Annotated in this window: 20 protein-coding genes; 8 read left to right on the top strand and 12 right to left on the bottom strand. The window is 71.2% G+C overall.

Annotated elements, in window-relative coordinates; all coding sequences use genetic code 11:
* Nucleotides 1–90: 90 nt before the first annotated feature.
* Together AB8Z75_RS13750 and AB8Z75_RS13755 are read left to right on the top strand one after the other, a co-directional pair.
* Complete coding sequence (locus AB8Z75_RS13750) at nt 91–1,620, top strand: MFS transporter (protein WP_369201783.1); 1,530 nt, start codon at nt 91–93, stop codon at nt 1,618–1,620.
* 225 nt (nt 1,621–1,845) lie between these two features.
* Nucleotides 1,846–2,049 carry a cold-shock protein gene (locus AB8Z75_RS13755; protein ID WP_114015179.1) on the top strand — a complete coding sequence of 68 codons (204 nt, stop codon included), beginning with the start codon at nt 1,846–1,848 and terminating at the stop codon, nt 2,047–2,049.
* Between the two features lie 390 nt (nt 2,050–2,439).
* Here the strand turns inward: AB8Z75_RS13755 and AB8Z75_RS13760 are convergent, their stop codons facing one another.
* The 5 genes from AB8Z75_RS13760 to AB8Z75_RS13780 form a co-directional block, all read right to left on the bottom strand.
* Nucleotides 2,440–3,279: a hypothetical protein gene (locus AB8Z75_RS13760; RefSeq protein ID WP_369201784.1), complete on the bottom strand. Its 840-nt coding sequence runs from the start codon at nt 3,277–3,279 to the stop codon at nt 2,440–2,442.
* Nucleotides 3,280–3,557: 278 nt separating this feature from the next.
* Nucleotides 3,558–4,604 (bottom strand): RraA family protein, encoded by a 1,047-nt coding sequence (locus tag AB8Z75_RS13765; protein WP_369201785.1) that lies wholly within the window; start codon nt 4,602–4,604, stop codon nt 3,558–3,560.
* Complete coding sequence (locus tag AB8Z75_RS13770; protein WP_369201786.1) at nt 4,604–5,611, bottom strand: sugar kinase; 1,008 nt, start codon at nt 5,609–5,611, stop codon at nt 4,604–4,606. The genes AB8Z75_RS13765 and AB8Z75_RS13770 overlap by 1 nt, the downstream gene beginning before the upstream one ends.
* A gap of 3 nt (nt 5,612–5,614) precedes the next feature.
* Nucleotides 5,615–6,280, bottom strand: coding sequence for an RraA family protein (locus tag AB8Z75_RS13775; RefSeq protein WP_369201787.1), 666 nt, complete (start codon nt 6,278–6,280; stop codon nt 5,615–5,617).
* A gap of 27 nt (nt 6,281–6,307) precedes the next feature.
* Entirely contained in the window at nt 6,308–7,648 is a 1,341-nt protein-coding gene (locus AB8Z75_RS13780) for an MFS transporter (RefSeq protein WP_369201788.1), read from the bottom strand.
* 204 nt (nt 7,649–7,852) lie between these two features.
* Between AB8Z75_RS13780 and AB8Z75_RS13785 the strand changes: the two genes are divergently transcribed.
* Entirely contained in the window at nt 7,853–8,797 is a 945-nt protein-coding gene (locus AB8Z75_RS13785) for a LysR family transcriptional regulator (protein WP_369201789.1), read from the top strand.
* A gap of 168 nt (nt 8,798–8,965) precedes the next feature.
* Nucleotides 8,966–10,414, top strand: coding sequence for a mandelate racemase/muconate lactonizing enzyme family protein (locus AB8Z75_RS13790; RefSeq protein WP_369201790.1), 1,449 nt, complete (start codon nt 8,966–8,968; stop codon nt 10,412–10,414).
* Between the two features lie 126 nt (nt 10,415–10,540).
* Here the strand turns inward: AB8Z75_RS13790 and AB8Z75_RS13795 are convergent, their stop codons facing one another.
* From AB8Z75_RS13795 to AB8Z75_RS13825, 7 genes are all read right to left on the bottom strand, one after another.
* Nucleotides 10,541–11,533 carry a LysR family transcriptional regulator gene (locus AB8Z75_RS13795; RefSeq protein ID WP_369201791.1) on the bottom strand — a complete coding sequence of 331 codons (993 nt, stop codon included), beginning with the start codon at nt 11,531–11,533 and terminating at the stop codon, nt 10,541–10,543.
* Between the two features lie 58 nt (nt 11,534–11,591).
* On the bottom strand, nt 11,592–12,095 hold the full coding sequence (locus tag AB8Z75_RS13800) for a 2,4'-dihydroxyacetophenone dioxygenase family protein (RefSeq protein ID WP_369201792.1): 504 nt from the start codon (nt 12,093–12,095) through the stop codon (nt 11,592–11,594).
* A gap of 76 nt (nt 12,096–12,171) precedes the next feature.
* Nucleotides 12,172–12,909, bottom strand: a complete 738-nt coding sequence (locus tag AB8Z75_RS13805; RefSeq protein WP_369201793.1) for an SDR family NAD(P)-dependent oxidoreductase — start codon at nt 12,907–12,909, stop codon at nt 12,172–12,174.
* Between the two features lie 245 nt (nt 12,910–13,154).
* Nucleotides 13,155–14,108 (bottom strand): LysR family transcriptional regulator, encoded by a 954-nt coding sequence (locus AB8Z75_RS13810; protein WP_369201794.1) that lies wholly within the window; start codon nt 14,106–14,108, stop codon nt 13,155–13,157.
* Nucleotides 14,109–14,188: 80 nt separating this feature from the next.
* Complete coding sequence (locus AB8Z75_RS13815; protein WP_369201795.1) at nt 14,189–15,025, bottom strand: sugar phosphate isomerase/epimerase family protein; 837 nt, start codon at nt 15,023–15,025, stop codon at nt 14,189–14,191.
* A 43-nt stretch (nt 15,026–15,068) separates the two neighbouring features.
* Nucleotides 15,069–15,989: a sugar phosphate isomerase/epimerase family protein gene (locus AB8Z75_RS13820; RefSeq protein ID WP_369201796.1), complete on the bottom strand. Its 921-nt coding sequence runs from the start codon at nt 15,987–15,989 to the stop codon at nt 15,069–15,071.
* Nucleotides 15,990–15,992: 3 nt separating this feature from the next.
* Nucleotides 15,993–17,189, bottom strand: coding sequence for a Gfo/Idh/MocA family oxidoreductase (locus AB8Z75_RS13825; RefSeq protein ID WP_369201801.1), 1,197 nt, complete (start codon nt 17,187–17,189; stop codon nt 15,993–15,995).
* A gap of 331 nt (nt 17,190–17,520) precedes the next feature.
* On the opposite strand from AB8Z75_RS13825, the gene AB8Z75_RS13830 reads away from it, so the two are divergent.
* The 4 genes from AB8Z75_RS13830 to AB8Z75_RS13845 all read left to right on the top strand — a co-directional run bounded on the left by AB8Z75_RS13830 (nt 17,521) and on the right by AB8Z75_RS13845 (nt 22,119).
* Entirely contained in the window at nt 17,521–18,702 is a 1,182-nt protein-coding gene (locus tag AB8Z75_RS13830) for an ROK family protein (protein WP_369201797.1), read from the top strand.
* Between the two features lie 148 nt (nt 18,703–18,850).
* Nucleotides 18,851–19,759 carry a TolB family protein gene (locus AB8Z75_RS13835; RefSeq protein WP_369201798.1) on the top strand — a complete coding sequence of 303 codons (909 nt, stop codon included), beginning with the start codon at nt 18,851–18,853 and terminating at the stop codon, nt 19,757–19,759.
* 70 nt (nt 19,760–19,829) lie between these two features.
* Entirely contained in the window at nt 19,830–20,711 is an 882-nt protein-coding gene (locus AB8Z75_RS13840; protein ID WP_369201799.1) for a DUF1080 domain-containing protein, read from the top strand.
* Nucleotides 20,712–20,835: 124 nt separating this feature from the next.
* Entirely contained in the window at nt 20,836–22,119 is a 1,284-nt protein-coding gene (locus AB8Z75_RS13845; RefSeq protein WP_369201800.1) for an MFS transporter, read from the top strand.
* The last annotated feature ends 91 nt before the right edge of the window (nt 22,120–22,210 follow it).

Consider the following 22,210-nt stretch of genomic DNA (forward strand, 5'->3'; position numbering starts at 1 on the left):
CCGCACACCGACTGCCGCGCCCCTCCTGTTCGGGGCCCGACCCGCTCCCCTCGGTCACCACGCACGGCGGCGGAGCCGGAGGACTCCTCCATGACGCTCGACGCACACCACGAACACCCACTCCCGCCGAAACCGCCCCCGCCCGAGGCCGTGCCCGCCGACGTGGCCGCCCGGTTCGAGCGTCTGCCGCTCTCGCGCTGGCACGTCACCGTGCGGCTGATCGTCGGCGTGGTCACCTTCTTCGAGGCGTTCGACCAGCTCCTGATCGCCTACGCACTGCCGCAACTCCGCCAGGAATGGCACCTGGGCACGGCACACTCCACGATGCTGCTGACCGTCGGCTCGGTCGGCATGCTGGCGGGGGCCGTGGTCTCCGGGCGGCTGGCCGACCGGTACGGCCGCGTACGCGTCATCGCCGCCTGCATCGGTGTCTCCGGAGCGTGCAACCTGCTGCTGACGCTGTGCACCGCGCCGGAACCGTTCATGGCGGCCCGCTTCGTCCAGGGCCTCGCCATCGGCGGCGAGGTGCCCGTCGCCGCCACCTTCATCGCGGAGATCACCCGCAGCCACCGCCGCGGTCGCTTCGTCCTGCTGTACGAACTCGTCTTCCCCGCGGGCCTCACGGTCGGCGCCCTGCTCGCCGCCTGGCTGGTGCCCCTGCTGGGCTGGCGCTGGATGTTCGCGCTCGCGGCCCTGCCGGGTCTCCTGTGCCTCCTCGTCCGCCGCCGGGTCCCCGAGTCCCCCCGCTGGCTGGCGGACCACGGCCGTCCCGACGAGGCGCTGCGCGGGATGGCCCGGATCGAGGCCGAGGTGGAGAAGGCCACCGGCGCCCCGCTGCCGCCCCCCGCAGCACCGCGCCCCGCAACACCGCACCCGGACACGGCACCGGCATCGGACAGCGGCCGGCCCCCGGGCGGTGGCCAGGCCCGGGGCGGTGGCCAGGCCCGGGGCGGCGGCGGGGGAGCCCGGGAAGGCGCCCGGGCGCAGGACCGCGACCGGGCGCGGGGCGGACTGCGCGAGCTGATGTCCGGGCCTTACCGGCGCCGCACCGTGGTCGTCGGCATGCTGTGGTTCGCCGGATACTTCGTCAACTACGGCATCACCTCGTGGCTGCCGACCATCTACGAGACCCGCTATCACCTCCCCCTGTCCGACGCGCTCCTCTACTCGACCGTCACCTCGTGTGCCGGACTGCTCGGCTGCGCGCTGGTCGCCCTCACGGTGGACGTCGTCGGCCGCCGCCGCACCGTCACCGGCTGCCTCGGACTCTCCGCCGCCGCGCTGCTCGCCCTCGGCCTGTTCGGCGGCGACTCGGCGGGACACGTCCTGGTGTGGACGTCGCTGGCCGCCGTCTTCTTCTTCGGCTCCAACATCTGCCTCTACCTCTACACGCCGGAGCTGTTCCCCACCCGCATGCGCGCCCTGGGCAGCAGCGTCGGCGGCGCACTCAACCGGGTGGGCGTCATCTCGGGTCCGATCGTCGTCGGCGCCGTCTACGCGGGAGGGCGGCTCGGAGCCGTCTTCCTCAGCCTGGCCGGCGTCGCCGCCGTCGGGGCGCTCACCGCGGGCCTCGGCGCGGAAGAGACCGCGGGACGCCGGTTGGAGGACATCGCACCATGACGGAGCAGGGAAGCCCCGGCCACCGGTTCGGGCGCCTTCCCGGCCGTTCGCGATCGTTTCTCTCTGGTGATGGCCGGTATCTCCGTGTAGCGTCTGGGGCAGATGTCGTGGTTCGCCGTACCTGCCCGCGCTCCGGCGTGGGCTTTGTGTTGTGCAGCGCAGGGCCAGGGCGATCACCTCCGGGTCCGCGCGGTGCGGACCCGATATCGACTGAGAGGCATCAGCATGGCCAGCGGAACCGTCAAGTGGTTCAACGCCGAAAAGGGCTTCGGCTTCATCGCCCAGGAAGGCGGGGGCCCCGACGTCTTCGCGCACTACTCCAACATCAACGCCACCGGCTTCCGCGAGCTCCAGGAGGGCCAAGCCGTCACCTTCGACGTAACCCAGGGCAAGAAGGGCCCGCAGGCCGAGAACATCACCGTGGCCTGATCCGGGCCATGGACGGGCGCGGGCGCCACGCATGACGCGCTCGCGCCGAGTACAGGGGCGGCCGGCCGTACGCACAGCGCGGCGGCCGGCTCGCTCACCGTCACCCCTCGCGCGGAAGGCCTTCGGTCACACGGAAGGCCGATGGTCGCACGGGAGACGGCGGCCTGTCAGGTCGCGCGTCGTCGGCCGCGTACCCCTGCTCGCCCCGACGCACGTCTGCCGTACCCGTGCGCCGTACCCGTGCGCGGGCGATCCCTTCGCCGGCCCGCCTCCTCCCTCCGGAGCGTGGCCCTTCCGCGGGCCCGGCTCCCTTGTCTCGGGAGCACGGCCTGCCCCCACCCGGCGGACCGCGTCAGACACAGCGGGCCGGGTCAGACACAGCAGGCCGCGTCAGACGCACTTGCCGGACAGCCAGGTCTTGAAGTCCTTGGTCCACGAGGTGGCCATCCGGACCGAACGCGTGGGGGAGCCGAGCCGGGACAGATTGTCCTGCCACGACGCGTAGTTACCAGCGGCCGCAGGCGGCGGCTCCTCCCAGCCGACGGAGTCGACCCACGCGGGGTGTGCGGTGAGCGCGGCACCGAGCCCGGCCGCCTTGAGGCGCTTGTCGAGTTCCGGCTTGAGCGCGGTGTCATGGGTGAACATCATGATCTCCTGGGAGGGCATCCGCTCCGCCATGGGTGCGATGACCTCGCTCCAGGCTCTGTCGCGAATGGCCGCGTCGCTGTTGAGCAGCGACTGCCGGGCCTCGCCCTTGAGTTCCACCAGCGGTACCAGGCCCTTGGCCTTGGCGCTGTCGAGCCACGCGCGGAAGGTGTAGACGGTCTCTCCGCTGTACGGGCCGCGCGTGATCGTACGGCCCCTGAGCTGGTCGGCGCCCGTCGCCCACCACAGCTGGGTGACGGGCGCTCGGGTGCCGGTCAGCCCGTTGGTCGTGGTGTTGTGCCACATCACGCCCTTGGTGCCGTTCCTGGTGAGTTGGAGGTCGGCCTCCACGCCACCGGCGCCCCAGCTTTTTTGCTGGGCGAGGGCCTCGGGGTTGTTCGGCTGGCGTATCTGGTCGCGGTCCCAGGGGTCGGCCCCGGTCGGGTAGCCGCCGTGCCCGAAGACCGTCGGGCAGACGGGCAGCGCCGCCGCGCCGGCGGAACCCGCCTGCAGGGTCCCGAGCAACAGCGCCGCCCCCACGGTGACGGCGCCCCCTCTGCCCAGCGTCATCCTTCCCCGCTTCATCGTGTCCCCCTCGGCTCTCTTCTCGCACGCGCCTGGCGCGCCTTCGAGGCTCCCGTTCCCCGGCCGCGGACGCCTGCCGAGCAGGACGGCCGCACGCTGCCGGAGCACCGTGGCCGCGCGCCCCGGTGCGGCACCGCACGAAGGGGGGAGCGCTGCCGCAGCATAGGGGCGTCCGGGGCGGCGCGTAACCCATCGGTACTCGGCGACTACCGCGCGGGGGCGTCGAGTTGGCCGGACGCGGGCCCGGGTTCGGCGCGGAGCGGCGCGCGGCGGGGTCCTCACGTGCCGGCGGCGGTCTCCTTGATGATCTCCTCCACGCGGTCGGCCGGGACCGGGAGCTCGTTCTTGTTCTGCTCCAGCCAGTCGTGGTAGTCGTCCTTGATCTTCCGGTCGACTTCGTCCCAGCCCTTGTCGACCTGCCCCGAGGTGTACTTCCCCTCCTCCAGGCGCTGCTTGACGAAGGTGTCCCGCAGGAGCCCCTCCTCCGCTTCCTCCACGACGGTCTTCGCCAGATGCGCCGGGATGAACACCACGCCCTCGCGTCGAGCGAGAACCACGTCCCCGGGCAGCACGACGGCTTCACCGACCCGGATGTCGGTGTTGACCCCGGCCAGCATCATCTCCTTGATGTAGGAGGGGTGCCAGCTGCGCACGAAGGCGTTGAAGCCCTTGATGTCGCTGAGTTCATCGACGTCGCGGACGGAGCCGTCGAAGACCACGCCGGTGTGTGTCCTGGCGTGGATGTCGTGGCCGAGGTTGCCGCCTATGAGGGTGCCGTCCTTCGTCTTGCCGTAGCCGTCGGCGACGTAGACGTCGTGGTTCTTCAGCATCGCGATCGGCCAGGTGTTCATCTGGCCGTCGTGCCCTGCCGCGTGTCCTGCTTTGGTGAGGCGCTTCTCCAAGCCGGGGCTGCTGGGCCGGAACTGGGCCGTCAGGGCGCGGCCGATGACGGGCTTGTCGGAGTGCAGCGTCTTCCAGTCCCCGGAGTACTGGTTGTGGTAGCCGTGTTCCTCGAGTGTTCCCCAGGCCTGCTCGGTCGACACGATCTTCATGCGGCTGAGGACGTCGTCGGAGACCTTCGGGCGTCCGTCGGGGTAGCGCTCCCCCTTCCATTCGGCGGTGGTGTAGGTGACCTCGTCCTTCGGGGCGACGACGGGGCGGGCGTGCGCTTCCGGCTCGGGTGCCGCTTCCGGTTCGTTCGCCGCGCCCCGGGAGTTGACTGGGGCGGGCGCACCGGCGAACGTGAAGGCGGGGAGGGTCAGAGCCCCGAGCATCAGCGCGCTCCCGCAGGCGAGAGTGGGCAGCATCGTCTTTCGGGTCGCCATCACAGATCACTCCCTGAGTCGGATTCGGCTGAGCTCTCGTCGCCGCGGCGCTGGTGTTCGAGGCTGTCCGCGACCTTGTCCCGACGGGGTATGGGGTCCACCGCGCCGAAGCCCGTCGTGGTGAGGGCGGCTGCGATCACCGCGTAGCGTGCGGCCTCCAGCGGGGTGGCGCCTGCCAGCAGCCGGGCGGCGAAAGCGCCGTCGAAGGTGTCACCCGCCCCGGTGGCGTCCACCGCGCGCACGGGGTGCGCGGGAATGTGGGTGATCCGTCCGTGTGCGGTCTCGGCCACCAGGACCCCGGCCTCGCCCATCTTGAGCGCCACCAGGGAGGGGCCGCGCTGGGCGAAGGCGTCCAACACCTGCTCCGGATCGGACTCACCGGTCAGCAGGCGGCCTTCCGCCAGACTGGGCAGCACGATGTCGGAGAGCTCGGCCGTGCGCATGACGATGCCGCGGGCGCGCTCCGGACTCCACAGCGCCGGACGGTGGTTGGGGTCGTAGGAGACGAGTGTCCCGTACCGCCTGGCCGTCGCGATGGCGTGGAAGGCGGCGTCGCACGCCGAGGAGCTGATGGCCTGGGTGATGCCGCTGACGTGCAGCAGGTCCGCGGCCGCGACGGCGCTCGCGGGCACGTCCGAGGGGCACAGGCGGCTGGCGGGTGAGCCGTCGCGGTAGTAGGCGAAGGCGTGTGCGCCCTGGCCGTGCCGGGAGACGAAGTAGATGCCTGTCCGGCCGCCGACCTCCTGGGTGACGCCGGTGGTGTCGATCTCTTCCGCCTGCCACAGGTCGATCAGACGGCGGCCGAACGCGTCGTCCCCGATGCGGGTGAGGTAGCCGGCCCGGGCGCCGGAACGGCGGGCGGCGACGACCATGTTGGAGGTGTCGCCGCCGTAACCGACCTGGAAGCCGGCGGCGTGCGTGAGCGGCCCTTCGGACGAGGCGTTGAATTCGATGAGCGGCTCGCCGATGGCGAGCACCTGGGGGTGGGAGGGAGGGGGAGTGGTCATCGCTCAGATCCTGTTGTACTTGGCCAGGCCGTCCCGCAGCGAGCCGCTGGCGAGGATGAGGCGGGTCTGTTCGCGCTCCCGTTCTTCGATCTCGGTGGCGGAACGCAGCACGTCGGCGACCAGTTCTTCCGGTACCCGGACCACGCCGTCCCGGTCGGCGACGACGAGGTCGCCGGGGCGGATCGTCACGCCGCCCACCACGACCGGTTCGTTGAGCGAGACGGTGCGGTAGCGGCCGACCGTGGTCGCGGGCACGGCGGACCTGGCGTAGACGGGGAAGTCGGGGTAGTCGCGGCTGATCTCCGTCACGTCCCGCACCCCGGCGTCCAGGACGGCGCCCGCGATGCCGCGGGCGACGGCGCCGGCCGTCATCAGCCCGCCCCACACGGCGATGTCCGCGCCGGCGGCGTCGATGCAGACGACGCTGCCCGGGGCCGACTCGTCGATGGCGGCGAGTGCGTGGGTGGGGGGTTCCGGCGCGTCGGCGGGCACTTCGCGTACGGTCACCGCCGGGCCGACGAGGCTGCCCGTGCCGGGGGCCTGCTGACGGACGGCTCCGGACAGGAAGCCGCGGGCGCCGTGCATCTCCACGGCGTCGGCGACCGAGGCGGTGGAAAGGCCGCGGAAGGCGTGCAGCGTCTCGACGGGAAAGCTGGGCGAGCTGGGCAAGGTGACTCCTCACAGTCTTGAACGGGCTCAGGTGTCGGTCGTGCCGGCCACCGGAGTGGCCGGGGGACGGGGGGTCTCACAGGTCTGGCCGAGCGGGGCGATACGCCCCAGCAGCAGCCCGTAGATCAGCGCACCGAGGAGAGCGACGCCACCGGCCACCGCCAACGGGACGACGTACGAGCCGCCCGTCGCGTCAAGCAGCACGCCCACGACGAGCGGGCTGACGAACCCGGCGGTGTTGGAGGCGAAGCCCTGGATCCCCGCCAGCGATGCCACGTTGCCGGGCGCGGGGGCGACGTCGGAGGGGAGCGCCCACAGGCCGGACGCGGCGAAGGTCAGGGCGCACTGGGAGAAGGCGAGCAGGGCGAGCGCGGCGGCGGCGCTGTCCACCGTGCCGGCGAAGAAGATCACCGAGGAGAGGACGAGTCCGCTCACCAGCGGCAGTTTGCGTGCGAAGGAGACGCTTTTGCCCGCGCGGATCAGCCGGGTCTGCAGGGCACCGCCGAGCAGCTGCGAGGGGATGGCCACGAGCGAGGGCAGCATGCCGAAGATGCCCAGGTTCAGCAGGTCGAAGCCGCGGGCGTCGACGAGGTAGGAGGGGAACCAGGTGATGAAGAAGTACAGGACGTAGGACAGGCAGAAGAAGCCGAGGACCATGGCCCACGTGGTGCGGTAGCGGAACAGGTGCCTCCAGGGCATGGCCTCGCCGCCTCCGCCGGTGGCGCCCCCGTCGCGGATGTGGTCGCGCTCGGCGTCCGTCAGCCTGGGGTGCGTCTCAGGATCACGGTAGAAGCGCAGCCACACGGCGCAGTAGAGCAGGCCCACCAGCCCCGCGGTGACGAAGGATCCCCGCCACCCCAGGACCGCGATGACCGCGGTGCACACCGGGAGCGCGATGGCGGTACCCGCCCGTCCGCCGCTGTCGAAGATGGAGGCCGCCAGGGCACGCTCGCGGGCGGGGAACCAGCGGGAGACGATCTTCGAGCTGGACGGGTAGGCGGGGGACTCGGCCGCGCCCAGAAGCAGTCGGAGCAGGAGCAGCACCAAGAAGCCGGTCGCCGCCCCCATCAGCATGGTGACCACCGACCACCCGGCCACGGCGATGACCATCATGCGGCGGGGTCCGAACCGGTCCACGAGCCAGCCGGACGGTGGCAGGAATGCCGCATACGTCCAGAAGAAGGCACCGAGCAGAATTCCGGACACCGAGTTGGACAGGCCCAGGTCCTTGGTGATGTGGGGGAGTGCCACACCGAGATTCGCCCGGTCCAGATAATTGATCGTGACGGCGCCGAACGCCAGCCAGATCATTCCCCAGCGTGTTCTGCCAGGGGAGCGGGGACTGGAAAGAGCGGAGGGTGGCGGCATGCGAATGTCTCCTCGAAGCCGGCGGCGTGAAGCCGGATGAGAAAAAGCGCAGAACGGATCGTCTGCATCAGGCAGCCTAGGAAGCCGCCCACCCTCTGTGAAGCGCGAGTTGGGGATAGAAGTATTCGCAGAACGCAGCACCGGGCATTCGGCTCGTTTCCCCCGCTTGTGCCGGCGGAAGCCGCTGGGATAAGTGCTGGGGCCATGCTGCGACCAGAGGTTCGTCTTGAGTGGTTCGTCTCGTTTCTCGGCGTCATCGACACGGGGAGCTTCAGCGCCGCCGCCGAAGCCGTGCACCGCTCCCAGCCGCGCGTGAGCACCCACGTCGCGGCGCTGGAGCGGGAAGCGGGGGTGCCGCTCTTCGACCGGAGCAAACGGCCCGTGGAGCCGACCGAGGCCGGGAGCGTCCTCGCGGAACACGCCCGCTCCATCCTGCGGGCGCTCAACAGTGCGGAGGAGGCGATGGCGGGCCGGCGCGGTGCCGCGAGGGGCGTCGTCACCCTGGGGAGCTATCCCAGCGCGAGCGCCGCCTTCATACCGGCGCTCCTCGACCGCCTGGCCAGGCGCAGCCCGGACATCAAGGTCGCTCTCCTGGAGCGTTCCACGCTGGAACTCGACGCGGCCCTCCACCACGGGGAGATCGACGTGTGCCTGCGGCCGATGGCTCCGCCGATCGGCCCCGCGGCCCGCAGCAGACCCCTGTGGCGTGAGCCGCTGTGCGTGGTGCACACGCCGGAGCACCCGCTCGCCGGGCTGCCGGAGCCGCTGCCGGTGGCCTCCGTCGCCGAGCACCCGCTCATCACGATCGGCCGGCTGGGCGCTCCCGAGGCGCTGGGTTTCGAGACCTACAAGGTCTTCAGGGAGCACGGCTTCGAGGTCGAGGCGGTACAGGCCACCAACCAGCCGCAGACGCTCATTTCCCTGGTCCGTCACCACATCGGAGTCGGCGTCACCAACAAGCTGGCGGTCTTCACCGCCGATACCAGCGGTGTGCGGGTCCGTCGGCTCGCGGAAGGATGCGGGCGGCGGGTGGCGGTGCTCTGGGATTCCAGCCGGCCGCTGAAACCAGCGGCCCGCACCCTGTTGCGGGAGATATGCGAAGCGCCTCTGCCGCCGGGTGCGGAACCACTTGGCGAGACGGAGCGGTGAAATACGTGCGCTTGACTTGCGGTATTCCTGTTCCGGATGGCCGCATTCGGAAGTCGCCGGTATCCGTCCCGGTCTTTCTCGGCGTCACCGGCCTAGGGTTGGCGCTCGACGGAAAACCGCCTCGCCGCTCACCGATGAGGGAGAGTCATGTCCCAGGAAGACGCTGAGATGAATGCGGGAGAAAAGAACGTACATGAGGAAAGGGGCGCGGGCCCCAGGGCGCGGTCCCCGCTCCGGGGACGGCGCGATCTCCTCAAGGCCGCCGCCGCGGGAGTCGGCGGACTGAGTCTGGGCGCTCTCGCGTTCGGGCCCGTGGAGGAGCAGGTCGCGTTCACCTCGCAGAAGGTGAGCCGCGCCTCCCGGCCCTCCAAACTGAAGATCACCGACATGCGGGTGGCCGTACTGGACGGCGTGCCGTTCCGCAGCCCCATCGTGCGCATCGACACGAACCAGGGCATCCACGGGTACGGAGAGGTACGCGACGACGCGGACAAGCGCTACGCGCTGGAGCTCAAGAGCCGCCTGCTGGGCGAGAACCCCTGCAACGTGGAGATGCTCTTCAAACGGCTCAAGCAGTTCGGCGGGGACGGGCGCAGGGGCGGTGGCGTCTCGGGCGTGGAGATGGCCCTGTGGGACCTGGCGGGCAAGGCGTACGAGGTGCCCGTCTACCAGCTGCTGGGCGGCGCCTATCGCAAGAAGGTGCGGCTGTACACCGACACCACCGAGTCCAAGAAGCCCGAAGAGTACGGCAAGCGGATGAAGGAGCGCGTCGAGAAGGGCTTCACGTTCCTGAAGATGGACCTGGGCATCGAGCTCATACAGAAGATCCCCGGGACGCTCACCGGAGCGGGTCTGTGGGGAGACAACCTGGAGCAGTACAACGACAAGCCCGGCAGCTACGGACAGACGGAGCACCCCTTCACACAGGTCCAGCTCACCGACAAGGGGCTGGACGAGATGGCCAAGTTCGTCGCGGCGGTCCGCGACAGCGTCGGCTACGACATCCCGCTGGGCATGGACCACACGGGGCACTTCGGGGTGAGCACGGCCATCCGGTTGGCGAAGCGCCTCGAGGAGTACAACCTCGCGTGGATGGAGGACCTCATCCCCTGGCACTACACCGACCAGTGGGAGGAGATCACGTCGAAGGTCAACGTGCCGACGATGACCGGTGAGGACATCTACGGCCTGGAGGGCTTCAGGCCGCTCATCGAGAAGGAGGCCGTGGACCTGGTGCAGCCCGACCCGGCGACCGCCGGGGGCATCCTGGAGACCAAGAAGATCGGCGACTACGCGCAGCAGCACGGCATGGCGATGCCCCTGCACTACGCGGGTTCCCCGATAGGCGCCATGGCGGCGGCCCACGCGGCAGCCGCGACCGAGAACTTCGTCGCGCTGGAGTACCACGCGGCGGACGTCTCCTGGTGGGACTCCCTGGTCTCCGGCATGGACAAGCCCCTGCAGAAGGACGGCTTCTACACGCTCACCGACCGGCCGGGGCTGGGCCTGGAACTGGTGGAGGACGCGGTCAAGGAGCACCTGGAGAAGGGGGAGAAGTACTTCGCACCGACGCCGGAGTGGAACAAGCGCACGTCCCACGACCGGACCTGGAGCTGACCGAGCGGGCTTCCCGCCACGGTCGGAGCGGCACGAGCGCCGGCGCGGCCSCCGCGGGGGCCGCGCCGGCGCTCGTTCGCGTCCGGGAGCCGTGGACCGTACCTCAGGCGGTGACGTGCCGGGTGGTCAGGGAGCGGAGTGGCCGCGCGCTCGTTCGGCTGCGCGCCGCTCGCCCTCGTTCGGCTGCGCGTCGTTCCAGGGCCACTGCGGCACCGGCAGCCTGGCGATGACCTGACGTACCGCCTCCACCGCAGGTGAGGACACGCCGTTGGTGCGCCACCACAGCGCGACGACGCGCTCGCACCGCGCGTCCGCTATGGGGACCAGGGACACGCCCTCGGTGTTCGCGGTCGTCATCGCCAGGCTGTTGGTCACGCCGGTGCCCAGCCCGTGCCGGACCATGGAGATCAGGGTCTGCGGCTGGTTGGTCCGTGCGGCGATGGTGGGGTTGAGGCCGACGCCGGCGAAGGCGAGATTGGCCTCGTACTGGTGCCCGTACCCCTGGTCGCTGTCCCCGATGCTGATGACCGGCAACGACGCGATCTGCGCCAGCTGGGCCGAGCGGGCGCGCGCGAGCGGGTGGCCCTCGCGGACGACGGCCACCAGCGGCTCGCGCCACAGGATCCGGTGGGTGACGTGGTCCGCGCTGACCAGCGGATGCAGGGGGCGGATGATCAGGTCAACCTCGCCGTCGGCCAGCGCTCCCCCCAACTCGACGCTCGGACCCTCGCGCAGCACCAGTCGCACATGGGGGTGCGCGTCGCGCAGCGCCCGTACGGCCAGCGGGTAGAGGTGCGAGGTGGCGCTCGGATAGGCGCCCAGCCGCACCTCCCCGCGGACGGTGCCGCCCGTGAGGTCGGCCAGGATGTTCAGGTGGCGCAGGATCTCTTCCGCGTGGGGCAACAGCGCGCGGCCCTCGGGCGTGAGGACCGCCGGCTGGACAGAGCGGTCCAACAGCCGGGCGCCGAGGAGGCGTTCGAGCTCCGCCACATGGCTGGAGACCCGCGGCTGTGAGCGGTAGAGGGCCTTGGCGGCGGCGGAGAAGCCTCCATGGCGTGCGACGGCCACGAAGCTGACGACCCAGTCGATCCTGTAGTGGTAGGCGTTGTGGATGTCCAACGAACTCCCCTCCCATGGGCGGCGGCTCGGGAAGCCCGCGGCGGAGGTCCGCCGCCACTCAGCGGATGAACTGCTCCACGTATGACGCTCCGAGCCCGTTGCGCCGGTAGTGGTCGCGGCACATGCTGATCTTCGTGAAGGTGTCCTCGTAGCCCGTCTGCACACCGGTCTCGTCGACATACGCCATCGCCCCGGAGATGTTGAAGAAAGTGATCATCTCCGGGCAGTCCTCGGGCACCGCGAGCGTGTGGATCTCTCCCGGGGGCTCATAGACGAAGTGGCCCGCCTCAGCGACCCACTCGTGCTCGTAGTAGTACCACTTGCCCTTGAGGACGTAGCCGAAGACCGCACCGGGGTGCCGGTGGCGGGAGACGATCCCCGCGCGCGTGACCTTGAGCAGATTGCACCACTGGCCGGTGACCGTGTTGAACATCAGCGGCCGGAACCATACGCCGGACGCCTGCGGAACCCACACGCGGTCGTCCTCCGGCACAGCGGCCACCGCTATTTCCGGTGGCACCAAGGCGGTTTCGGGAATGACGGGGCCTTGCGCACTGGACATCTCACATCTCCTCACGTGTCGTTCCGCTCGTGGGCGGGGCTCGCGGACCGCGAGCTCGGGACCGGCGGTCGTCGCCTCACGCGGCGAGGTAGCCGCCGTCCACCGGGAGCACGGCCCCGGTGATGAAACGGGCGTCGGGACCGCACAGGAAGTGCACGGCCCCCGCGACCTCCTCCGGCTCTCCCCAACGGCCCATCGGCGTGCGCTCGGTGATGCGCCGGGCGGCGTCCGGGTCCGCGTGGAGGGCCGAGGTCAACGGGGTGCGTATCCATCCGGGGGCCACGGCGTTCACCCTGATGCCGTCTTCGGCCCACGCCACGGCCAGGGACTTCGTCAACTGCACGATCCCGCCCTTGCTCGCCGAGTAGGCGGGCACGCGGGGGCCACCGAAGTAGCTGAGCATCGAGGCGACGTTGACGACACAGCCGCCCGTACGGTGCAGCGCGCCACGTGCGGCCACGCAAGCGCGCATCGTGCCGAGCAGGTTGATCCACACGACACGGGCGAAGACCTCCGGGGTGTGCTCCTCGTCCCGCCGGATGAGTCCGGCCGCGTTCACCAGTACATCGAGCCGGTCGAGACCGCCGAGGAAGAGCTCCAGCTGCTCGCTCCTGGTGAGGTCGACCTCGACCGTGCGCACGCCGCGCGGCAGGGTCCCCGCGGCGCGGTCCGCGTCCAGGCCGGCTGCGTGGACACGCGCTCCCGCGCCGGCGAACCGGGCCGCGACCGCGGCGCCGATGCCGCTCGTGCCTCCGACAACGACCACCGCACGGTCCCGGCCGGGCTCCGTCTGCTTGTCCGTCTCCACTGCCATCCTTCCGACCCGGGGTGTGACGAAGGTGATTGAACCGTGGCACAGCTCCGGGCCCACGCCCTCATGCGGGAGCAGCATGGCCGGCATTCGATCTGCCCCGGAACCCGCGCGCACCGCTGGCGGCTTCGGCCCGCCCGTGACACGCATAGCCGTATCCGGAACGCCGATAGCGTGCGCCCGCCCTCACCCCAGGGCCGCGCCTGGCGTGGTCGGATCTCACCGGGCACGCGCGGGGGCGCACCCGCTCAGGGCTCGGCATCCGGCGCCGGGCAGTGCTCGCGGATACGGGCGAGCGCGGGCACGGCCGCGATCCGCACGCAGTGCGCCACCGCCTCGCGGGCCGGCGCGGCCGGATCGTCCGCCCGCCACCACAGAGCGACGCCGCGGCCGGGTGGCATACCGGTGAGCGGGCGCAAGGTGACCCCGTTCAGCTCGGCGCTGCTCAGCGCCAGCGCCTCACCGACGCCGACGCCCCAGCCCTGGCGGACAAGACCGACCAGCGTCTGTGCCTGCGGGCTGCGGAGGACCGGGCCGTCCCCGACGGCGGCGCCCGAGAACGGCCCGCGGACCGAGGCGGACACGGGGCCGGCCGCCTCGTCGTCCAGCACCACGAGCGGACGCCCGCGCAGGTACTCGGGGCCCAGGACCGCCGGCAGTCCGGCAGCCGTGTCGTCCGGCACCGCGACCAGTAACCGCTCGTGCCACAGCCGTACGCCGGCCAGTGCCCCGTCGCCGACGCCGGGGGCCGCCCCCGGGCTCACGGCCAGGTCGAGCCGCCCCTCCAGCAGCCGCCGCTCCAGTTCGGCCGCCTGGAGCTCACACACCGTCAGCCGCAGGCCCGGATGTGACCGCTGCGCCCGCAGCACGACCCGGGGCAGCAGAAAGGGCGCGACTGAGGTGTGCACGCCGAGGCGGACCGCTCCCCGTCGTCCGCGGCGTACTTCGGCAGCGGTCGCGGGCAGGGACTGCAGGTGGCGCAGTGCCGTGCGGGCGTGGGGGAGCAGCGCCCGCCCTTGGGGAGTGAGCACCGTCGGGTGGGCCGACCGGTCGAACAGCCGTATGTGCAAAGCCCTTTCCAGCGCTGCCACATGAGCGCTGACCCGGGACTGCGACCGGCTCAGCGCGGTCGCGGCGGCGGAGAAGCCGCCGCGCTCAGCGACCCCCACGAAGCTGCTGAGCCATTCCGCCTGGTATTCCAACGCCTCGCTCGTCCTTCCCGCGCACCGCCGTGGGTCTCCTCCCGTGCCGGTGGGGTCCCATCGAGCGGACCGTCCGCCGGTCAGCGGGCCCAGCGGGACAGCCCGCGGCCCACCAGGGTTCGGGCGTTGCGTTCCAGGAGCGCGTACACGTCCATGTCCGTGGTGTCGATCTCGGCCACGTGCCAGCGGATGCTGTGTGGTGCGCCCCGTAGTACCGCGGTGAGATCGACCTCGCCCGTGCCGATGGGCGTCTGCGGTATGTCCCGCCGGGCGGGCCCGTCCTTGAGGTGGAGGGCGACGACGCGGTCGCCCAGCCGGGTGAGGACGTGCGCCGGGTCGGCGCCGGCCGTCACGGCCCAGTAGACGTCGACTTCGGCGACGAGGGCGTCACCGGCCCGCTCCCAGAAGCGGTCCCACGCCGGTGTGCCGTCGGGCAGCGGCGTCCACTCGAACCAGTGGTTGTGGTAGCCGAGGCGCAGCCCGTGACCCGCCAGTTCGTGCGCGGCCTCGGCCAGCGTGCCGGCGAACGCGTCGAGCCGCGCCGGGTCGGCGAAGGCGTCCTCGCCGAACCCCGGCACCAGATGAGGGTGCGGGACGAGGACGGTGTCCGCCCCGAGGGCGGCACATTCCGCCGCGAGCTGGGACAGGTCCGCGGGCAGTCCCGCGTGCACCGTGGAGACGCCGAGCCCCGCGGCGTCGAGGGAGCGGCGCAGCCTGCGGACGTGGGCCATCCGCTCGTCGGCGGGCTGCTGCGGTGAGCCGAGCCCGAACGGCTCCACGTGGCGGAATCCGATCTCAGCCAGCCGGCTCAGGGCGGCGTCCTGGTCGTCGGCCAGTTGAGCGCGGACGCTGAAGAGCTGGACGGACAGGGGCGCGGCGGGCGTGGCGCCGCCGGAGGGTGCGGTCGTGGTGCTCATGAAGGGGGTGGCTCTTTTCTGGTTCCGTACGGTCTGGGCGGCGTCAGCCGACCATGAGCGGGCGCAGGGTGCGGTGTGCGATGCGCAGGCCCTGCGTGACGCGTTCCTCGTCGCCGCCCCAGACGGGGTCCTCGTGTTCGACGGAGAGGGTGCCGGTGAAGCCGTGCTCGTAGAGCCTGTCCACCACGCGTGCCCAGTCGACCTGGCCCAGGCCGGGCACCCGGTAGCGCCACCAGCCCATGTCCCACGGGTTGCCGTTCTTGGCGGTCTTTCCGAAGAAGCCGTAGCGCTGCCGGGCCCGCGCGTCGAGCTCCACGTCCTTGGCCTGCGCGTGCACGATGCGGTCGGCGTACGGCGCGATGGTGTCGAGTGGATCGATGCCGATCCACGTCAGGTGCGAAGGGTCCCAGTTGAGGTAGAAGCCCAGGGAGAACATCCACTCCCACAACTCGGGGGAGTACGCCAGGTTGCCGGGGTAGCCGTCGGGGTGCCAGCCCTCCATGACGCAGTTCTCGATGATGAGCTTCACCCCGCGCTCGCCCGCGTAGGCGACGAGTTCGGGCAGGACGCGTTCGGCCTCCGCCAGGTTCTCGGCGACCGGTTTCGTCCAGTCCCGGCCGATGAAGGTGCCCACGTACGGCACTTGGAGCGCCTGGGCCGCGTCGACGGCGTGCCGCAGGTGGGTGCGGATCTCCGCGCGCCGGGCGGGGTCGGGGTGGAGGTTGTTCTCGTAGTACGCCAGCGCCGACACGCGCAGGCCGTGCCGGTCGAGGAGGTCCCGTGTCCGTTCCGCCTCCCTGGGGCCGAAGTCGGCGACCGGCAGGTGGCTCGCCTCGAAGTCCCGTCCCCCGGTGGCCGGCCACACGGCCACCTCCAGTGCCTCGTAGCCCGCCCCCGCGGCCCAGGAAGCGATGCGCTCCAGGTCCCAGCCGGGCAGGCAGGCGGTCAGCATTCCGAGTCGCATGGGTTACACCTTCGTCCAGGAGCTGTCGTGGTGGGAGCGCAGGACCGCGTCGACGAGGCGGGCCGAGCGCAGCCCGTCGGCGAACGTCGGCAGCCCGTCGGGGCGTGCGCCGTCGATGGCGGAGTAGGTGTCGGCCACGAACGACTCGAAACACTGGGCGTAGCCCTGGGCGTGTCCTGCGGGCAATTGGGAGAGCCGCCGTTGTTCCGCGGTGCCGTGTCCGGGGTCGCGCACGAGCTGGCGGTTGCCGTCCAGGCCGCCCAGCCAGACCGTCTCCGGGTTCTCCTGGTCGAACACCGCGCTTCCCGCGGAGCCGTCCAGTTCGAACCAGAGGCGGTTCTTGCGCCCGGCGGCCACCTGGGAGACGACGGTGGAGGCCGGCACGCCGTCCGCCGTGCGCAGGAGCACCGTCGCGGAGTCCTCGGTGCGTACGGGTGCCGTGCCGGCCGTGCTGCCGGACGCCGCGGCGGTTCCGCTGCCGGGCTCCGTGCCGGTCGCGCCGCCGGGCGCCGCGGTGGCCCCGCTGCGGGATGCTGTCGCGGGGGCGCCGGCGGCCGGGAAACTGGGGCCGCTGGCGACCGGTCGTTCGGGCACGGCGATGGACAGCATCCCCAGCACCTCGGCGAAGTGCTCGCCGGTGACCCACTCGACCAGGTCGCACCAGTGCGAGCCGATGTCCGCGAACGCGCGGGACGCGCCGCCGAGCTGCGGGTCGACCCGCCAGCCCGACGCCTGCGGAGGCAGCATCCAGTCCTGCAGGTAGCTGCCGTGGAGCAGGTGCAACCGGCCGAACTCACCGGCCAGCCTGCGCGCGCGGATCTCCCGCACCAGGGGGTGGTAGCGGTAGACGAACGGCAGTGTGGCCACCAGTCCGCGCTCCTCGGACAGGGTGGTCAGCGCCTCGGCCTCTGCGGGCGAGACGCCCAGCGGTTTCTCGCACACCACGTGCTTGCCCGCGCGCAGCGCTGCTGCCGCGTAGGGGGCGTGCGTGGCGTTCGGGGTGCACACGTGGACCACCTCGACGCGGTCGTCCAAGAGCACTTCGTCGAGATCGCGGTATCCGCGGTCCACCCGCCACCGGGCGGCCACTTCCCGTGAGCGTTCGGGGGTGGAGGCCATGACGCCGGTCACCGCCGCACCGGCGAGCAGGGCGGCCCGGCGGTGTACTTCGGCGATCATGCCTGCGCCGAGGATCGCCACCCCGCGGGGGCGGTCGCGGGCTGGGCGCGGCGGTGCGCACCCCGGAGGTTCCTCGTGCAACGGAACGGCTCCTTCTGTGGTGTGTCGGGGAGTTCTGCGGGTGTCTCACGCCCGGTGTTCGTTCGGGAAAACCGTATGTCCAGGCTATTTACGTCTACAAGAACTGCCATTAAATTTCTTTCCGAGCATTAATGGTGTTGGCCGACCGCACGGGACGGCGTGTCGGTCGAAGCGGCCCGAGGGCCGGAGAGGGGCGGGTATGTGGGAGCCGGTTCGTCTGACCTGGCCATCCGTGTCGGGGCGGGTCGACAGCGATACGGTGCGCAGCTCGTTGGCGCGACTGATCGCCTCGGGCGCCGCCGACTCCCGCGTGGCCCTGGTCCGCGCCACCGGGCTGTCCCGCACCTCGGTCAACACCCACCTCGATCAACTGCTCGAAGCGGGTGTCGTGGTCGAGTCGGGGCGATCCCCCGTCGCAGGCCGCGGACGTCCCGCCCACCGGCTGGCGCTCGCGGCGCGGCCCGGCGTGATCCTGGTGGCCGACGTCGGGGCGCACGCCGCCCGGCTCGCGGTCACCGACCTCGGCCAGAACCTGCTCGCCTCCCGGCAGATCCCCTTCGACGTCGGGCAAGGCCCCCAGAAGGGCCTGGAGGTGCTCGGCGACCAGATGGCCGAACTCCTGGCGGAAGCGGGGCTGTCGCCGGACGAGGTCAGGTGGCTGAGCGTCGGCCTGCCAGGCCCCGTGGACTCGCACATGGGGCGCCCCGTGCGGCCGCCGATCATGCCCGGCTGGGACGGGTTCCCCGTCGGCGACCAACTGGGGGAGCGCTTCTCGTGCTCCGTCCTGGTCGACAACGACGTCAACCTCATGGCTCTCGGTGAGGCCCGGGCGCTGCCCGCGGAGGCGTCACCCCTGCTCTACATCAAGATCGGCACGGGTATCGGCGGAGGACTCGTCACCGACGAAGGACAACCGCACCGCGGCGCCGACGGAGCCGCCGGCGACATCGGACACGTCCGGGTGCCCGGCGCGGACGACATCGTGTGCGTGTGCGGCAACGTCGGCTGCGTCGAGGCGGTGTCCTCCGCGGCGGCGGTGCTGAAGCATCTGAGGGAGCGCCGGCCCGAGCTGCGGAACATCGAGGACCTCGCCGACCGGCTGCGCGCGGGCGACGCCGACGCCGTACGGGCCGTGCGCGCCGCCGCCGAACCCCTCGGCGAGGTCGTCGCCACGCTCGTCCACTTCTACAACCCCAAGACCGTCCTCCTCGGCGGCCTGGTCAGCACGGCCAGCGACGACATGCTGGCGGGCATCCGCGGTGTGGTCTACCGCCGCGCGCTGCCGCTGGCCACCCGCAACCTCTCGCTGACGCACAGCAAACTCGGCCAGTTCGCGGGTGTCGCCGGAGGGGCCGTCGCCGGCATCGAACGCGTGCTGTCCCCGCGAAGCGTGGGCGAGCTGCTCGAAGCACGGCCGTCGCCCACCACGGAAACCGCTTCGGTCACCGGTTGACACTGCCGTCACTCAAGGCGAAAGATGCCCCTGTCTCACCAACCGGTTTCGTTCGACCGGATGCCGGGCGCGGCAGCGCCGCATCCGGTGACCCCGGAGGACCGCGCGGCGCGCGGTCCCCGCCCCGAACGAAAGAACGGCGTACGACATGAGTGACAGCCGAGACACCGGCATGCGCCCCCGCCGGCTGAGGACCAACCAGCGGACCGTGGTGTGGACCGCCGGGCTGGACTCCCCGGAACCGCGCAAGCTGTTCGAGACGGCCGACCTCCTCCTCGAGGCCCCCAACTGGAGCCATGACGGCTCGCATCTGCTCCTCAACGGAGCGGGGCGCATGTGGCGCCTCGATCTCCAGCACCCCACCGAGCTGCACGAGGTTCCCCTGACCGGCGTGCCGCAGATCAACAACGATCACGTCCTGTCGCCGGACGGACGGACGCTCTACGTCTCCGGAATGGACGGACATCTCTACTCCGCTCCCGCCACCGGCGGCGAGGGCACCCGCCTGACCAGCGACGACGAGACGCTGCACTTCCTGCACGGGATCAGCCCGGACGGCGCCACGCTGGCCTATGTGGCCATTCCCCGCGGCACGGACGGGGCGGTGGGACGGCTCGCCCTGATGCCGGCGACGGGCGGCGCCTCCCACACCCTCGACACCGGCCCCGGCCACATCGACGGCCCCGAGTACGGGCCCGACGGCACCTGGATCCATCTCAACAGCGAAGCCTTCACGGCCGCGCCGGGGCATGCACAGATCTGCCGCCTCCCCGCAGCGGGCGGCCCGCTGAGGAGGCTGGTCGCGTCGGAGACCGTCGACTGGTTTCCCCACCTGTCCCCCGACGGGCGGCACGCCACCTACCTCGCGTTCCCGCCCGGCACCCTCGGCCATCCCGAGGACCTCGACGTCCACGTGCACCTCGTCGCGACGGACAACTGGGCGCAGCCCCTGCACAGCTACCCGCTCTTCGGCGGGCAGGGCACACTCAACGTCAACAGCTGGGCCCCCGACAGCAGGCGTTTCGCGATGGTGTCCTACCCACTGACCGGTGCGTGACCACGCCGCCCCGGCACCCCTCAGCAGCTACCTCCCCGCACGCACGACGCGGCAACAAGGCGGACCCGGTATGACATCGCAAGACCTCCCCGCACGGGAGAGCCACCCCGGCGGACGAGACGGCTACGAAAGCGTCTTCGACGGGAAGACACTGGACGGCTGGTACGCCGTCCCCCGCACCTACGGCACCCAGTGGCCCGGCGGCCCGCACGTCCTGGAGACGGGCAGCGGGTTCCCGGCGGACTACCAGGCGCATGCCGACGCGCACCCGGCGAAGTGGACCGTCGAGGACGGCGCGCTCGTCGGACGACAGGACCCGCCCGGCAGCGGATACGGGGGCTACCTCGTATCCGAGGAGTCCTACGGCGACTTCGAACTCGTCCTGGAGGCCAAGCCGGACTGGCCCGCGGACAGCGGCATCATGATCCGCAGGCGCCCGGACTCCTGGGAGGGCATCCAGGTACTCCTGGACCACCGCCGCTCGGGATCGATCGGCGGATACTACGGCAACGGCATCGGGGCCTTCCACGCCGTCCCGTTCGCCCTCACGGCCCGGCAGGACGCCGAGGGCAACACCGTGGGGCTGCGGGAGGACGACCAGGAAACCAGCGTCGAGCCGTTCTCCGCACACAAGCGGGACCTGCTCACCCGCGGTGCGGACGTGGAGGACTTCCTGCACGTGTGGCGCTGGAACGACTGGAACGAGTTCCGAGTCCGCTGTGTCGGCCTGCTCCCTCGCGTGACGACCTGGATCAACGGGCTGCTGGTCGCCGAGATCGACATGTCCGCTCTCGACACACCGCACTACGACCCCGAGGCGGTCGCGGCCCTCCTGGGCCCCGAGGGCCACCTCGCGTTCGAGGTCCACGACACCGACCCCCGTCTCGGCTGGGACCGCTGGGGACCCGACGCCGCCTGCCGCTGGCGGAACGTGCGCGTCAAGCGCCTGTAGCAACGGCTCGGTCTTTCCTCACCACGCCGTGGCCCGGCATGCCGGGCGCGGGCCATGTCCGGACGCCGGGCATGTCCGGGCCAGGGCGTGCCCCAGGCTTGTTCTCAGCGCAGAGGACCACGCGATGCAAAGATTTGCCCACCTGTACCCCCGCCTCGGCCTGATGATGGTGCTGGAGTTCCTGGTGTTCGGGTCCTGGTACCCGACGATCGGGCTCGTCCTGAGCAAGAACGGGCTCGGCGACCTCATCGGCCTCGTCTTCGTCTTCTCCTCGGTCGCCGCCGTCGTCTCGCCGATGTTCGTCGGAGCCCTGGCCGACCGCTTCTTCCAGGCACAGAAAGTGTTCGGAGTGCTCCACCTGGCAGGCGCCGCCCTGCTGGTCTGCCTCCCGTCCGCCGTCCGGTCCGGCAACGAGAACCTCTTCCTGAGCCTCCTCTTCGTCTTCACGCTCTTCTTTCAGCCGACCCAGGCGATGCCGAACAACATCACGTTCGCGCACCTGGGCGACCGGCACGACGTCTTTCCCTACATCCGGGCACTGGGCACGGGCTCCTGGATCGTCTCAGGCCTGATCATCGGCCAGGCGGGGCTGTCCGCCAGCCCCGTCATCTTCTACGTGACCGCGAGCTGGTCGGTGCTCCTGGGGCTCTACGCGTTCACTCTTCCGGCGACGCCGCCCCGGCAGCGAAACGTGAAGTTCAAGCTGGGCGATGTCATCGGCAGCGGCGCCTTCACGCTCTTCCGGCGGCGTGACTTCCGCGTCCTGATGGGGTGCATGCTGCTCATCAGCCTGCCCATCTCGATCTACAACGCCTACGGTTCGACGTACCTGTCGGTCGCCGGCATCGCGGACGTCGCCTCCGTCATGTCGCTCGGCCAGGCATGTGAGCTCCTCTTCATCCTCGTCCTGCCGGTCATGCTGCGCACGATCGGCTACCGAGGCGTGCTGATCACGGGCCTGGCCTGCTGGATGCTGCGCTGCGGACTGTTCCTCGCGATGGGCTCGGGCACGCACTGGCTGGCCTTCGTCGTGGTGGGCATGCACGGTGCCTGCAACGACTTCTTCATGATCACGGCCTGCATGTACGTCGACCGCATGGTCTCCCCGGCCCTCACGGCACAGGCCCAGGCGCTCGTCTTCTTCATGAGTATCGGCGTCGGTCAGGGGCTCGGCTCGCTGATCGCCGGTTTCCTCTACGACCAGGCCGTCGGCGCCGGCTCCGCCCCGTCGCTGAGTGACTGGAACATCCTGTGGACGGTCGCCGGCATGGTGTCGGTACTGGCCTTCGCCCTCTTCGTCGCGCTCTTCCGTCAACAGGCCGTCGCCGAAATTCCCCACGAGACCGCGCCGGATGCCCCGGCAACCAGCGCCGGAAGCAGCCCGGAGGCGTTGCCGTCAGCGCGCTGACGAAGCCCCGCCCGCCGCCAGTCCCCCGCACGTCACCGGGCGCCACGAGGGGGGGGGGGGGGGGGGAACGCCTCCGGGCTGCTTCCGGCGC

The organism is Streptomyces sp. PU-14G (assembly GCF_041028275.1).
In the GTDB taxonomy this organism is placed as follows: Bacteria; Actinomycetota; Actinomycetes; order Streptomycetales; family Streptomycetaceae; genus Streptomyces.